This window comes from Gordonia sp. McavH-238-E (assembly GCF_022348225.1).
GTDB lineage: Bacteria > Actinomycetota > Actinomycetes > Mycobacteriales > Mycobacteriaceae > Gordonia > Gordonia terrae.
The window spans coordinates 21,351-35,498 of record NZ_JAKRFE010000006.1 but is presented as its reverse complement, the minus strand read 5'-3'; the positions used below and the strand labels follow the sequence as shown (position 1 = coordinate 35,498).

At 68.2% G+C, this 14,148-nt stretch carries 11 protein-coding genes; 6 read left to right on the top strand and 5 right to left on the bottom strand.

The window, feature by feature from the left end; translation table 11 throughout:
• The first annotated feature begins 37 nt into the window (after window positions 1-37).
• From MHN80_RS10015 to MHN80_RS09995, 5 genes are all read left to right on the top strand, one after another.
• A complete protein-coding gene (locus MHN80_RS10015) occupies window positions 38-1,300 on the top strand; it encodes an arginine deiminase (protein ID WP_239401279.1) in 1,263 nt (420 codons plus the stop codon).
• An 81-nt stretch (window positions 1,301-1,381) separates the two neighbouring features.
• Window positions 1,382-2,635 (top strand): pyridoxal phosphate-dependent aminotransferase, encoded by a 1,254-nt coding sequence (locus MHN80_RS10010; RefSeq protein WP_064570324.1) that lies wholly within the window; start codon window positions 1,382-1,384, stop codon window positions 2,633-2,635.
• Between the two features lie 142 nt (window positions 2,636-2,777).
• Complete coding sequence (locus MHN80_RS10005; RefSeq protein WP_239401277.1) at window positions 2,778-4,562, top strand: SDR family oxidoreductase; 1,785 nt, start codon at window positions 2,778-2,780, stop codon at window positions 4,560-4,562.
• A 5-nt stretch (window positions 4,563-4,567) separates the two neighbouring features.
• Window positions 4,568-5,503, top strand: a complete 936-nt coding sequence (locus MHN80_RS10000) for a metal-dependent hydrolase (RefSeq protein WP_239401275.1) — start codon at window positions 4,568-4,570, stop codon at window positions 5,501-5,503.
• Between the two features lie 20 nt (window positions 5,504-5,523).
• Entirely contained in the window at window positions 5,524-6,648 is a 1,125-nt protein-coding gene (locus MHN80_RS09995; protein WP_239401273.1) for a PDR/VanB family oxidoreductase, read from the top strand.
• Here MHN80_RS09995 and MHN80_RS09990 read toward each other — a convergent pair.
• The gene (locus tag MHN80_RS09990; RefSeq protein ID WP_239401271.1) at window positions 6,610-8,190 is read right to left on the bottom strand and encodes a DHA2 family efflux MFS transporter permease subunit; all 1,581 of its coding nucleotides are present in this window, start codon (window positions 8,188-8,190) and stop codon (window positions 6,610-6,612) included. The genes MHN80_RS09995 and MHN80_RS09990 overlap by 39 nt on opposite strands.
• Before the next feature lie 128 nt (window positions 8,191-8,318).
• Between MHN80_RS09990 and MHN80_RS09985 the strand changes: the two genes are divergently transcribed.
• Window positions 8,319-8,906 (top strand): TetR/AcrR family transcriptional regulator, encoded by a 588-nt coding sequence (locus tag MHN80_RS09985; RefSeq protein ID WP_239401269.1) that lies wholly within the window; start codon window positions 8,319-8,321, stop codon window positions 8,904-8,906.
• A gap of 2 nt (window positions 8,907-8,908) precedes the next feature.
• Here the strand turns inward: MHN80_RS09985 and MHN80_RS09980 are convergent, their stop codons facing one another.
• The 4 genes from MHN80_RS09980 to MHN80_RS09965 form a co-directional block, all read right to left on the bottom strand.
• Window positions 8,909-10,375, bottom strand: a complete 1,467-nt coding sequence (locus tag MHN80_RS09980) for a hypothetical protein (RefSeq protein ID WP_239401267.1) — start codon at window positions 10,373-10,375, stop codon at window positions 8,909-8,911.
• Between the two features lie 95 nt (window positions 10,376-10,470).
• Window positions 10,471-11,892, bottom strand: a complete 1,422-nt coding sequence (locus tag MHN80_RS09975; RefSeq protein ID WP_004022431.1) for a UDP-glucose/GDP-mannose dehydrogenase family protein — start codon at window positions 11,890-11,892, stop codon at window positions 10,471-10,473.
• Window positions 11,893-11,978: 86 nt separating this feature from the next.
• A complete protein-coding gene (gene dcd / locus MHN80_RS09970) occupies window positions 11,979-12,551 on the bottom strand; it encodes a dCTP deaminase (RefSeq protein WP_004022432.1) in 573 nt (190 codons plus the stop codon).
• A gap of 21 nt (window positions 12,552-12,572) precedes the next feature.
• Window positions 12,573-14,069 carry an HNH endonuclease signature motif containing protein gene (locus MHN80_RS09965; RefSeq protein WP_239401265.1) on the bottom strand — a complete coding sequence of 499 codons (1,497 nt, stop codon included), beginning with the start codon at window positions 14,067-14,069 and terminating at the stop codon, window positions 12,573-12,575.
• Window positions 14,070-14,148 lie beyond the last annotated feature (79 nt).

The window sequence follows — 14,148 nt, the reverse complement described above, 5'->3', positions numbered from 1 at the left end:
ACACCGAACCGTCCACGATCGAAAGGCCCGGTCCCCGATGATCTCCGCAGCCACATCCGGAACGACCACGCTCGGTGTCCACTCCGAGGTCGGCCGCCTGCGCAAGGTGCTGGTCTGCTCGCCCGGACTCGCGCACCGGCGTCTGACCCCGACCAACAGCGATGACCTGCTCTTCGACGACGTGATGTGGGTGGAGAACGCGCAGCGCGACCACGCCGACTTCGTCAACAAGATGACGCAGCGCGGCGTCGAGGTGCTCGAACTCCACGACGTCCTGGCCGCAACACTCGAGTTGCCCGGGGCCCGGGACTGGCTGCTCGACCGCACGATCGTCACCAACCGCGTCGGCCTGGGTCTCGTCGACAGCACCCGGAGCTACCTCGAATCGCTCACCTCGCGAGCCCTCGCCGAGGTCCTGATCGGCGGGCTGGCCACCGACGATCTGCCCGACGATTTCCGGTCCGGCTACCTCAAACTCGCGAGCGAGCAGGTCGGCGCGCGCGAGTACCTGCTCCCGCCGCTGCCGAACACCCTCTACACCCGCGACACCACCTGCTGGCTGTACGGCGGGGTGACCCTCAACCCGCTGTTCTGGCCGGCGCGACGGGAGGAGACCCTGATCTACAAGGCGATCTACCTGTACCACCCGGATTTCGTCGACGCGACGGTCTGGTGGGGGGATCCCGAACAGAACTGGGGGCGGGCCACGTTCGAGGGTGGCGACATCATGCCGGTCGGCAACGGGGTCGTCCTGATGGGCATGAGTGAGCGGACCTCGCGTCAGGCCATCACCCAGGTCGCCAAGACCCTGTTCGAGAAGGGCGCCGCCGAACGGGTGGTGGTCGCGGGTATGCCGAAGCTGCGGGCGGCCATGCACCTCGACACGGTGTTCACCTTCGCCGACCGCGACATCGTCACGCTGTACCCCCGGATCATCGACGCGGTGCACACCTTCTCGTTGCTGCCGTCGGACGCGGCGCCGGGGGTCGACGTGATCGACCACGGCACCGGTTCCTTCGTGGACACCGTCGCGCGTTCGCTCGATCTGGACGCGCTGCGGGTGATCGAGACCGGGGGCGACGTCTACCAGTCCGAACGCCAGCAGTGGGACAGCGGCAACAATGCCGTCGCCCTCGAGCCCGGGGTGGTCATCACCTACGACCGGAACACGACCACCAACACCCTGCTGCGCAAGGCGGGCGTCGAGGTCATCACCATCGTCGGGGCCGAACTCGGACGCGGGCGGGGTGGCGGTCACTGTATGACGTGTCCGCTCGTCCGGGACGCGGTCGACTACTAGTCCCCCCGGTGGGTAGGTCGGTGTCGGGACAACGCACGCACTGGCAGAAACGCATTTGCCACCGGCTGCGACAATGTACCCGTGAGTAGGCCCCATGTTTCGCACCTGAACCAGAACCTCAAGCCGCTGGAGCAGTCGCTCAAGCTGCAGAACGTGTGCTACGAGATCCGTGGTCCCGTCCACGCGCACGCGCAGCGGCTCGAGGCGGAGGGCCACCGAATCCTCAAGCTGAACATCGGCAACCCGGCGCTGTTCGGTTTCGAGGCCCCCGACGTGATCATGCGCGACATGATCCACGCGCTCCCCTACGCGCAGGGCTACTCCGAGTCCGCCGGCGTCCTGTCCGCGCGGCGTGCCGTGGTGACCCGCTACGAGCTCATCCCCGACTTCCCGTACTTCGACGTCGATGACGTCATCCTGGGCAACGGCGTCTCCGAGCTCATCACCATGACGATGCAGGCGCTGTTGAACGACGGCGACGAGGTCCTGATCCCGGCGCCCGACTACCCGCTGTGGACCGCGATGACCTCGCTGTCCGGCGGTCAGCCCGTGCACTATCGCTGCGACGAGGAGAACGGGTGGAACCCCGACGTCGCCGACATCGCCGCGAAGATCACCGACCGCACCAAGGCGATCGTCATCATCAACCCCAACAATCCGACGGGCGCGGTCTACTCACGCGAGGTCCTCGAGCAGCTCGTCGAACTGGCCCGCGAGCACTCGCTGCTGATCCTCGCCGACGAGATCTACGACAAGATCATCTACGACGAGGCCGAGCACGTGAACGTGGCGTCGCTGGCGCCGGATCTGTTGTGCCTCACCTTCAACGGCCTGTCGAAGGCCTACCGCGTCTGCGGTTATCGCGCCGGGTGGGTCGTGATGACCGGACCGAAGGACCACGCCCGCGGCTTCATCGAGGGCATGGGCATCCTGGCGTCGACGCGTCTGTGCGCGAATGTGCCGGGCCAGCACGCGATCCAGGTGGCGCTGGGCGGCTACCAATCCATCGAGGCCCTCGTCTCCCCCGGCGGCCGGCTGTACGAACAGCGCAACGTCACCTGGGAGAAGCTCAACGAGATCCCCGGGGTCAGCTGTGTGAAACCCAAGGGCGCGCTGTACGCCTTCCCCCGTCTCGACCCCGAGGTGTACGAGATCCACAACGACGAACTGTTCGTCCAGGACCTGCTGCTGCAGGAGAAGATCCTGGTCGTGCAGGGCACCGGATTCAATCTCGACGACCACAACCACTTCCGCATCGTCACCCTGCCGTGGTCGCGCGATCTGAAAGAGGCCGTGGAGCGGATCGGTAACTTCTTGTCGTCGTACCGGCAGTGACTTCGTAGACTCCTGCAGATAACACCTGGTGAGGGCCCGGTCTTCGGACCGGGCCCTCACTGTTTTCCAGGGGTCTGGACATTTGTGTAACCGTTGGTAACGTGTACCTCCATCGGCGCGGCAACACAACGAGGTGACACACATGTCCGAGACGGCAGAACACCACCAGCCGGACTGGCGACGGGGAACCGTCACCAACAGCGGGATTCGGCTGGCCACCTATGAACTGGGCGATACGTCGAATCCGACGGTGCTGCTGGTGCACGGCTGGCCGGACACCCACCATCTGTGGACCCACATCGCCCCGCGCCTGGCGGAGAAGTATCACGTGGTCGCTTATGACTGCCGCGGCTTCGGCGCGAGTGACCGCCCCCGGCGGGTCGCCGCCTACCGACTCGACGAGCTCGCCGACGACCTGTACGCGGTCGCCGAGTCGGTGAGTCCGGACGACGCCGTCCACGTCGTCGCCCACGACTGGGGGTCGGTGCAGACATGGGAGGCCGTGAGTCGCCCGCGAGCGAACGCCCGCATCGCCTCGTTCGTCTCGGTCTCCGGCCCGAACCTCGACCACCTCGGCCAGTTCGTGCGCGATCAGGTCGCCAGCCCCACGCCTCGTCATCTGCGAAATGTTCTCGCGCAGTCGATGTCCTCTGCCTACACCGGGCTCTTCCAGCTCCCGGTGCTCCCCGGCGTGCTGTTGCGCGCACTGGGCAACCCGACGGTGTGGAAGCAGTTCCTGCGTGCGGTCGAGGGCACACCACCGGAGAACGTCGACGTCGCCGACTCGTTGCGTCGCGACATGGTGACCGGCCTCGCCCTGTACCGCGCGAACATCCGCGCGAAACTCCTGCGGCCCGATCCGCGGCCCACCACGGTGCCGGTGCTCCAGGTGGTCAACGAACGCGACATCGCGCTGCGACCCGCCATCTACGACAACACGCCGACCTACGCCGCGAAACTCTGGCGACGCGACACCCCGACCGGCCATTGGCTGCCGTACACCCACCCCGACTATCTGACCGGGCTCGTCCTGGATTTCCTTGCGCTGCAAACCAACAGCGGAGAGCCGGCACCGGCGATCGAGCGCGCGCGGTTGTTCACCGAACCGAAGCCGCTGGCGGGCAAACTCGTCGTGATCACCGGTGCGGGCAGCGGTATCGGACGTGAGACGGCCCTCGCCCTGGCCGAACGCGGTTGCGAACTCGTGCTGGCCGACCTCGACCTCACGTCCGCCGACGAGACCGCCCGGGCCTGCAAGGTCGCGGGGTCGGCGGCGCATGCGTACCTCCTCGACGTGTCGGACACCGCGGATTTCGTCGCCTTCGCCGCACGCATCCGAGATGTCCACGGGGTTCCCGACATCGTGGTCAACAATGCGGGAATCGGTTTGGCCGGTGGGGTGTTGGCCGCCACCGACGAGCAGGTGGACCGGCTGCTGGACGTCAACCTCCGCGGCGTCGTCACCGGCAGTCGCGAATTCGGCCGCCAGATGGTCGAGCGCGGGGTGGGCGGGCACATCGTCAACATCGCGTCGGCCGCGGCGTTCACGCCGTCGCGCAGCCTCGGTCTGTACTCGGCGTCGAAGGCGGGGGTGCTGCTGTTCTCCGAGTCGCTGCGCGCCGAGCTCGCCGAACACCGCATCGGCGTCAGTGCGATCTGTCCCGGGCTCGTCGACACCAACATCGTCTCCTCGACGCCGATCGCCGGCCTCGACGCCGAGACCGAACAAGCACGCCGCGATCGACTCGACCGGTTCTACCAGCGCCGGGGGTTCACGCCGGACCGGGTCGCAAGTGAGATCGTGGCGGCCATCGAGCACAACCGGGCGGTGGTGCCTGTGACCGTGGAAGCGAAAGTGGGATACCGGATCTACCGCTTCGCGCCGTGGCTGTCGCGCATCGGCGCCCGTCAGAACGTCACGGGGTGAACGACATGACGCACACCGATGATCACGCACACGGGGATCACGCACACGACGATCACGCACACGGGGACGACGCTTCGGCCGATCCCGGCCCCGTCGAACTGCACGCCCGGAACGTGGCATTCGACTGGGATGACGTCCCGCTGCATTGGATTCCCGGCCATCCGGTCGCGTCGAACTTCATCAGTGTGCTCAATCTCCTCCTGCCCGAGGGCGAACGATGGTTCGTGCAGACCTACAACGAGGCCCTGCCGCTGGTCGCCGACGAGGAACTCGCCTCGCGGATGCGAGGATTCATCGGCCAGGAGGCCATGCACGCCGAGGCCCACGATCACGTCCTGTGGGAGTTCCTCGATCACCACGGCATCGACCCACGGCCCTACCAGTTGCAGATGGAGTGGATCTTCCGCAAAGTACTCGGCCCCCTGGACGGTGGCACCCAGGAGGCCCGGGACAAACACCTCGTCGAACGCCTGTGGCTCATCGCGGCCCTGGAGCACTACACCGCGATCCTCGGCGACTTCGCGCTGAACAACACCTGGACCCGGCTCGGGGCACACCCCACGATGGCCGACCTGTTCATGTGGCACGGGGCCGAAGAGGTGGAGCATCGCGCGGTGGCGCACGATGTCGCCGCGTACTTCGGCGACGGGTATCTCCGCCGCGGCCGTGCCATGTTCGTGGTGCTGCCGATCCTGCTGATCCTCATCCAGCGGGGTTACCGCTTCATCATGAGCCAGGACAAGACGCTGTCCTACAACTACTTCCAGAAGACGTGGCACTACCACCGCGGGGTACGTGCCGGTGTGCTGCCGAAGATGCGGACGATCGTGTTCGCCACCTTCAGCTACTTCCGGCCCGGGTTCCGACCCGAGGACATCGGCAGCACCGCGCAGGCCGTCGCGTATCTCGCGAGCTCCCCCGCCGCGCGCAACGCGGCGTGATCGCAGGAGGACCCACGGTCATGAACCAACGCGCACATCCGCATTCGACGACGCTGACCCAGCCGCCGCCGCACCTGCACGGCCGGTGGCGACACGATCCACTGCTCACGGTCGGGACGATGGTGGCCCGGGCGTGGTGGCCGGTCTGGCGACCGCTGTCACCGCTGCAACCTGGTGCGGTGAGCGACGGGACCACCAAGGTCCGCATCGTCGGCCGCGAGGTGGTCGCGCGGGACGAGAACGTCATCGCGCTCGCCCTCGCCGCCGCCGACGGCGGCGCACTGCCGACCTGGCACGCGGGTGCCCACATCGATCTGCTGTTGCCGTCTGGACGCATGCGGGAGTACTCCCTGTGCGGCGACACCGCCGACCGCGACCACTACCGGATCGCGGTGCGCCGGATCCCCGACGGCGGCGGCGGTTCGGTCGAGGTGCACGACTCGTTGCGGGTCGGCGACGTGTTCTCGATCAAGGGACCGCGCAACGCTTTCCCGTTCGCGATTCCCGGCCACGGATCACCCGCCCGCCGAATCCGGTTCGTCGCGGCGGGAATCGGCATCACCCCCATCCTGCCGATGCTGGCCACCGCCGAGCGATTCGGTCTGGACTGGTCGATGATCTACACCGGCCGTACCGCCGAGTCGATCCCGTTCCTCGACGAGGTGGCCGCCTTCGGCGACCGCGTCGCGATCCGGACCGATGACGTGCACGGTTTGCCGAGCATGTCCGAACTGGTCGGTCCGGTCGACGATCCCGCCGACCTCGCCGTCTACTGCTGCGGCCCGGTTCCCATGCTGGAGGGGCTTCGCCGCCATCTCGCGGCACGGGCCGACATCGAGCTGCACTACGAACGCTTCAGCCCGCCGCCGGTGGAGAACGGGACCGACTTCACCGTGACCCTGGCCTCGACCGGCCAGGAGATCCCGGTCGCCGCAGACGAATCCGCGCTCGCCGCGATCCGCCGGGTGGTGCCGTCGGTGCCGTACTCGTGCCAGCAGGGATTCTGCGGCACCTGCAAGGTCAGGACGCTGTCGGGCGAGATCGACCACCGCGACAACATCCTGACCGAGCCCGAACGCGAGGCCGGGACCATGCTCACCTGCGTCTCACGCAGTCCCGGCGGGAACCTCACCCTCGACCTCTGAGCCCTTCTGCTCCCTGAGGTGCGGGGAGCGTCCGGTCCCACTGCCGCGCAACAGGAATGCTGCCGCGATGCCTGCCGTCGCGGTGATGGCGACCGCCGCCCAGACCGCGTTGTGCAAGCCGTCCATGAAGACCTGTTGAACCGCGACCTGAACCGCATCGCCCATCGCGCCCGGCAGGCGGTCCGCCACCTCGACACCGGCCATCACGGACTGCTTCGCCGCGTCGACCGCCTCGGCCGGCATGCCGCCACCCGACAGCCGTTCGCCGACACCGGCGACGTAGGCCGACGTCAGGATCGAACCGAGAACGGCCACACCGAGCGTTCCGCCGATCTCCCGCGTCGTGTCGTTGACCGCACTGCCCGCGCCGGCCTGCTCCGGACGCAGCGCGTCCATGATGAGCTGGGTGCACGGACCGGAGATGAACGCGAGCCCCGCCGCCATCAGTGCCATCGACCACACGATGAGCTCCCAGTAACCGGAAGCGCGCGAGGAGATCTCGACGAGTGCGAATCCACCCGACATCAGGAACGCACCGATCACCGAGACGACCCTCGGCCCTACACGTTGCGACAGCGCCATCGCGACCGGCGACAGCGCCGCCATCACGATCGCGAACGGCAGGGTACGGATTCCGGCGGCCAGCGGCCCGTAACCCTTCACCGCCTGGAAGAACTGGGTGATCAGGAAGATGAAGCCGAACAGTGCGAAGAACGCCACGCTGATCATCCCGGCCGCGGTCGCGAAACGCCGGTTGGCGAAGAGTCGCACATCGAGGATCGGATGCGCGATCCGGAGCTGCGTCGTGACGAACACGGCGAGGATCGCCAGCGCGACAACGACTCCGAGCACCGTGCGCACTTCGGCCCAGCCGACATGCGGTGCCTCGATCAGGGTGAAGGTGAGCAGGCCCAGTCCGGCGACAGACAGCACGACGCCGACGGCGTCGAAGCGTGGCACCGCCAGCGGACGGGTGCCGGGAACGACGGCCAGGATCAGCACCAGGGCCAGCACACCGAACGGAATGTTCACCCAGAACACCGAAGTCCACGAGAAGTGTTCGAGCAGCCATCCGCCGAGGACCGGCCCGATGGCCACCGCCACCCCGGACACGGCCGCCCAGATCCCCACCGCCATCGCGCGTTCCCGGGCGTCGACGAAAATGGTGGTGATGATCGCGAGCGTGGCCGGGAAGACCAGCGCCGCAAAGACTCCGAGCCCGGCTCGGCTCGCGATGAGCTGCCCGATGTCCTGCGACGACGCCGCCAGCACCGACACCCCCATGAACCCCACGATGCCGGCGAGGAGCATCCGTCGGTGCCCGAACCGGTCACCGAGGTAGCCTCCGGTCAGCAGCAGACCTGCGAAGACGAGGGTGTAGGCGTCGACGATCCACTGCAGGCCCGAGATCCCGGCGCCGAGGTCGCGGGCGAGCGTCGGGAGGGCCACGTTGACGATCGTGTTGTCGATCATGACGAGTAGTTCGGCGAAGCTGAGGGCGCCGAGCGCCCACCAGCGGATGTGTGCGCGTTCTGTTCGCATCGGATTCTCCTGATCAGGGCCACTCGGGCGATCGTGCTGTCAGCCGGACGAGATCGTTTAGAACATTGTTCCACTGTTGTAGGACACTGTTCTAATCAAGAAGAACACTGTTCTAGTAGGTTGTCAACATGTCCCCCGCGAAGCCCCGCACCCGCACCTCGGCCGCCGAGGTCCGTTCCGCCCTGCTCCGGGCCGGACGAACAATCCTCGAGCGGGACGGCGAGGCCGGGCTGACGGTCCGTGCCGTCGCGGCCGAGGCACAGGTGGCCCCGATGGGGGTCTACAACCACTTCGACGGCCGCGACGGCCTACTCGACGCGCTGGTCACCGACGGGTTCGTCGAGTTCGGCCGGGCCATCGCAGCGACCGACGACGACCCCGTCGCCCGCCTCATCAACTCCGGTCGCTCCTACCGGGCGTTCGCGATCGCCAATCCGGTGATCTACCGGTTGATGTTCTCCGCACAGTGCGCGCCGGAACCGGACGTCGCGCTGGACGCGTTCGCCGTCCTCGTCGACGTCATCCGATACGGCCAGGTGGCCGGGGTGATCATGGCCGGGGACCCGGCCGACCTGGCGATGCTGGCCTGGTCGGCCGTGCACGGCGCGGTGGGACTCGAACTCGCGAGCACCCACCCGCCCCAGATCGACGCGACGGCGGGTTACGAGAAGGTCCTGACCTTCGTGGCGCGCGGGCTGTCCCCGCACCCGGGCTGACGTCAGGGCAGGACGATCGGCGGCAGACCGGGGATCGGGATCGTCACACCGCCTGGCGCACGCGGGGTCCGCGACCGGGGACGAGGTCGGGGCGCCGACTCTGAGGAGGGCGTCGTCGTCTCGGGCGGCGGAGGCGTCGTGTACCGACGCGCGGGTTGCCGGGCCTCGGCAAGGATTGCGGGGTCGGCGAATTCGGGTTCGGGGGTCACGATCGTGCGCTGGGGAAGCGGCGCGGCGACGGCCGGGGCCGGCTCATCGTGTGCGACCGCCAATGCCGTGGCCACACCCACGACGGCCACCGCGCACAGCAGAGCGATCACCGCGAGCACACGCTTGCCCCCACGCCTCCGCCCGGCACCGACAGCTTGCGGGCCCGTCGTGGGAACGTCGACGAGTTGGAGCGGCCCGGTCGGCGCTGAATCGTCCGGCGGCGAATCCGATGTGGGAACGGTGTCGACATCCCGTCCGATGGAAGGCGCAGCCACCGAGGGCGATCGGGTCGCCGACGATGATCCAGACGCGGTGTCCATCCCGTCGTGCGACACGCCCCCGCCGTACGCCGGACCGCCATTCGGCGGGTCCGCGCGAATCGGTTGTCCGACTGCACCATACGTCGCCAGCGCCCCGAACGCCGTGGCCATCGGCGGCGGCGCGCGCTTCACCGCCTCGAAGATCGGGGGGTCGTGGGGTGGATCGTCGCCCTTGTCCGGGCGAACCGTTTCGTCCGGCGACGGGTTCGGCGTATGCGAGTCGGTCGTGTGCTCGCGTTCCGACGTGATGGCCGGCGCAGGCCAGACGGGGACACCGTCGCCGGCGCCCTCGTCGGGTTCAGCTGCGTGCCCGCCGGTCGCCACGGGCCGGATCGCGCTCCCCGCGGGTTCGGCGTCGACAACGGGCACCGGGACCGCTCGCGCAACGGCGTCCCGCAGTCCCGGCCAGGCACTCACGCGACCGGTGATGACGACTGCGGGGGCAGCCGCGCCGGCCACGGCCGCGCGGGCGAGTTCTTCGGCCCGCGCGGTGAGTGGGGCGCCGGCTTCGGCGACGTCGCGACGCGCCATCCGGAACAGCCTGATGTGGTCACGGCCCATCAGGAACGTGCCGTCGGAGTCGCGGAGCCGCTCGCGACCGCGCGTGACGAGGTCGAGGACCTCCTCGTGCCAGTCGCGCGAGGTCGGCGCGGCCACGCGCCCGACGCGGACGAGGTGCTCGGCGATCACGTGATCGAGGGCGTCCAGGGTGAGACCGGAATCGGAGTAGGAATCGGCGACGGTCCCGCGGGCCGGGTCCATGCGTCCCACCGAGACACCCGCGCACGGATCGAGATCGAACAGGACGATCTCGGCTGTGTCGGGGATTCCGCGGTCAGCCAGCTGGGCGCGCACGGAGTCGGCGACGACAGCGCTGACCGTGACCTCTGCCTGGGCAGACGTCGGTGTCACGGCCGGGTCGGCCACCGTGTCGGTCATCTGGTCAGTTCCTGCACCTCACGTGCACCTCGCCTCAAGCCCCCACCGGCGAGAAGGTGCCCCCTGGACAGTCGCGAGACTCAACCTAGCACGACTCAGCGGATCGAGGCCCCCGGCGCGAATCCGTTCACCTGCTCGGACGGGCTGTTTCGCGGTGCGGGGCGGGTGGGTGCCGGACCGCCCAGCGCGCGGTAGTCCCAGCCGGCGTCGCGCCACATCTGCGGGTCGAGGCAGCGCCGGCCGTCGACGATTCGTCTGGCGCGGACCACGCCATCGAGTTCCTCGGGCGCCATGTGGACGAACTCCGCCCATTCGGTGGCGATGACGACGACGTCGGCCCGGTCGCATGCGTCGCGCGCGGTGGCGGCGTACTGGAGACTCGGCTGCATGCGTCGGCAATTGTCCATCGCCTTGGGATCGAAGACGGTGACCGACGCGCCTTCGAGAGCCAGCCTGCTCGCGACGGCGAGGGCCGGCGAATCCCGGACGTCGTCGCTCTCGGGTTTGAACGCGGCACCGAGGACGGCGACGTTGCGGCCCAACACCTCGCCGCCCAGCGCCTCGTAGACCAATTCGACGGCCGCGCCCCGGCGACGCATGTTGATGGCGTCGACCTCGCGCAGGAACCCCACGGCGCGTGGCGCACCCATGTCGTCGGCCCGGGCGGTCAGCGCGCGGATGTCCTTGGGCAGGCATCCCCCGCCGAAACCGAGTCCGGCGTTGAGGAATCGGCGTCCGATACGGGGGTCATACCCGATGGCGTCGGCGAGCGTGTTGATGTCGGCGCCGGCGATCTCGGCCAGTTCGCTGATCGCGTTGATGAACGAGATCTTGGTGGCGAGGAACGCGTTTGCCGAGACCTTGACGAGTTCGGCCGTGGCCCAATCGGTTTCGATGAGCGGAACGCCGGTTTCGAGGATCTCACGGTAGATCTCGCGGATGACCTCGCCCGCCGATGATTCGGCGGCGGGATCGTAGGACGGATCGTCGAGCGACCCCAGACCCAGCACCAGGCGGTCCGGTTCGAGGGTGTCCTCGACGGCGAACCCCTCCCGCAGGAATTCCGGACTCCATGACAGCTCGATGTCGGCACCGGAGTGCGTCAAGACCGAGATACGCTGCGACAGTTCGGCACACGTGCCGACGGGGACGGTGGACTTCCCGATGATCAGGTGCTTGCCGCGCAGTGTGGGCACGAGTGAGTCGACGGCGGCGTACACATGCGACAGGTCGGCGCGATGCCCGCGCGGCTCCTGCGGGGTACCCACCCCGAGAAAGTGGACCGAGGCGTGGTCGGCGGCGGCGAGATGGTCGGTGGTGAAGCGCAGCCGTCCGGCGTCGATGTTCCGCCGGAGGATGTCGGAGAGACCGGGTTCGAAGAACGGAACCTCACCGGCCTGGAGACGCTCGATCTTGTGCGCGTCGACGTCGATGCCGACGACGTCGTGCCCGAGTTCGGCCATGCAGGCCGCATGTGTGGCACCGAGGTAGCCGCATCCGATCACCGTGAGCTTCATGAAGGCTACGGTTACCCACGCGGTGCGGCCGGTAACCATCTCCGCCGTGGCGGAGGGTGATCCGGTAGGTGAACTTCCGGTCGGCCCTAGTCGTTCTTCTGGAAGTTGAGGTACGCCTTCGACGGTGTCGGACCGCGTTGCCCCTGGTACTTCGAACCCACCGACGCACTGCCGTACGGCTCCTCGGCCGGGCTGCTGAGGCGGATGAGGCAGAGCTGGCCGATCTTCATCCCGGGCCAGAGCGTGATCGGCAGGTTGGCCACATTGGAGAGTTCGAGGGTGATGTGGCCGGAGAAGCCGGGGTCGATGAAGCCCGCCGTCGAATGCGTGAGCAGGCCGAGCCGGCCGAGCGACGACTTGCCTTCCAGCCGGCCGGCGAGGTCGTCGGGCAGTGAGCACACCTCGAGGGTGGACCCCAGCACGAATTCCCCCGGGTGCAGCACGAAGGGCTCGCCGTCGGCCGGTTCGACCAGCGAGGTGAGTTCGTCTTGGCGCTGCGCGGGGTCGATGTGGGTGTAGCGGGTGTTGTTGAACACCCGGAACAGGCCGTCGAGCCGGACGTCGACGCTGGAGGGCTGGACGAGGGCGGGATCGAACGGATCGATGGCGAGGCGCCCGTCAGCGATCTCGGCGCGGATGTCGCGGTCGGAGAGCAGCACGGTGTCGAGGTTATCGAACGGTCAAGGAGGATCTGCGCCGGTGTCGGTCGGCGCAGATCCTCCGCTCTCCGGCACCCCTGTTCTGCGCCGCCGGACATCGGCGCGCATCCGGTCGAGGATCGCGTCGGTGCGATGGGCATGGTTGGTCCGCGGCGTCGACGACGGATGCGAGCGGGGCGGGTGCCAGACGGCTCGGCCGGCGTCAACCCCTTCGGTGGCGATGGTGGTGGCCCACTGATCCACCCCGGTGCCGACCACTCGGTTGTGTGGTGGGCAGGCGGTCGCGAGGGTGTCGAGGTCGGTGGAGCCGTGGTGGGCGTCCCACTCGACTACATGATGGATCTCGCAGTCGAACGACGGCCGCGTACATCCCGGGAAGGTGCAGCCGCCGTCGCGGGCGACCGCGGCGATTCGTTGCGCGCGTGAGGCCAATCGTCTGGACCGTCCGAGATAGAGCACCTCACTGGAGTGGTCCCGGAACACCGCGAGATGATGCTGCGCGTCGGCGGCAAGGTCGATGGCGTCCTTGACGGGTAGGAGGGTTCCGGTCGCGGTCCGTGCCGGGTCGCCGGCCGCGTCGCGCAGCGCCGATTCGGTGATGGAGACGACAAGGTGTGGCGGCAGCCCGTGGTGCGAACCCCCGAGGGCGCCGGCGTCGAGCACGAAGCGCAGCATGGCCCGGAACGCGTCATGGTTGCGCTTCTCGGCCGAGCGCTCGTCGCGTCCGGCAGCGGCGGCCAGCGCGTCGGGGTCCGCGGCGGCGGGGTTCCCGGTGGGCGACTCGGGATCGGCGGGATTGTTCATCCCAGGAGCGGCCCACACCGACAAGACGACGTCGAGCATGGCGCGCGTCGTCGGGTCGAGGGTGGCGGTGAGCCGGGACATGAGCTGGGCGTCCTGCGGCCCGAGTTTGAGTCCCCGGTTGCGGGCGCGGTCGCGGTCGTCGGTGATGGTTCCGTCGGGGTCGAGGTGCGCCAGGATGCGGGCACCGAGGTCCCGGAGCGACGACGGGTCGTACTCGCGTGCGTAGTGCGCGAGAGTCGCTTCGGCGGCAGCCTTTTCGGCGGGGTCGACATGGGCGGGGATCTTGCGCATCACCTCGATGACGACGTCGACGTGCCGTCCCGAGATCTCGCCGTCGGCAACACCTTTGGCGGTCTCCGGGAACCGGGGTTCGAGCGGGACCCCTTGCGTGTCCGGAAACCTGCCTAAGGCCCAGACGCGATTCATCAGGCGGTTTGCCTCGCCGCGCCGGTTCAGCCCGTGGCAGAGGAAGTTGGAGACGGTCTGGCAGCCCATCTTCCGGTATGCCGACCGCTCGTCGATGTCGACGATGTGATCGGTGAACAGCGACAGCATGCGCCGTTCGGCGCGCTCGTGCTGGATCGCGACCTGGAGCAGCTCGGTCTCCGAGCAGTCCGAGGACGTCGTCTCGGCGATCTCGTCCAGCAGCGCATGCAGGCGCTCGTACTGGTCGATCAGAAGCGGTAGTGGTGCAGATGGCTCGGTAGAAGCCATGATTTCATCCCCCATCATCATGGCTTTACTCGAAACTACGTTCGAGACTACCGCTCAGCCGCCCTCCGCGCAACCCCTG

Coding starts and splice junctions, on each gene's coding strand:
- MHN80_RS10015 (WP_239401279.1), top strand. CDS start 38: ATGATCTCCGCAGCCACATCCGGAACGACCACGCTCGGTGTCCACTCC.
- MHN80_RS10005 (WP_239401277.1), top strand. CDS start 2,778: ATGTCCGAGACGGCAGAACACCACCAGCCGGACTGGCGACGGGGAACC.
- MHN80_RS10000 (WP_239401275.1), top strand. CDS start 4,568: ATGACGCACACCGATGATCACGCACACGGGGATCACGCACACGACGAT.
- MHN80_RS09995 (WP_239401273.1), top strand. CDS start 5,524: ATGAACCAACGCGCACATCCGCATTCGACGACGCTGACCCAGCCGCCG.
- MHN80_RS09990 (WP_239401271.1), bottom strand. CDS start 8,190: ATGCGAACAGAACGCGCACACATCCGCTGGTGGGCGCTCGGCGCCCTC.
- MHN80_RS09985 (WP_239401269.1), top strand. CDS start 8,319: ATGTCCCCCGCGAAGCCCCGCACCCGCACCTCGGCCGCCGAGGTCCGT.
- MHN80_RS09980 (WP_239401267.1), bottom strand. CDS start 10,375: ATGACCGACACGGTGGCCGACCCGGCCGTGACACCGACGTCTGCCCAG.
- MHN80_RS09975 (WP_004022431.1), bottom strand. CDS start 11,892: ATGAAGCTCACGGTGATCGGATGCGGCTACCTCGGTGCCACACATGCG.
- MHN80_RS09965 (WP_239401265.1), bottom strand. CDS start 14,069: ATGGCTTCTACCGAGCCATCTGCACCACTACCGCTTCTGATCGACCAG.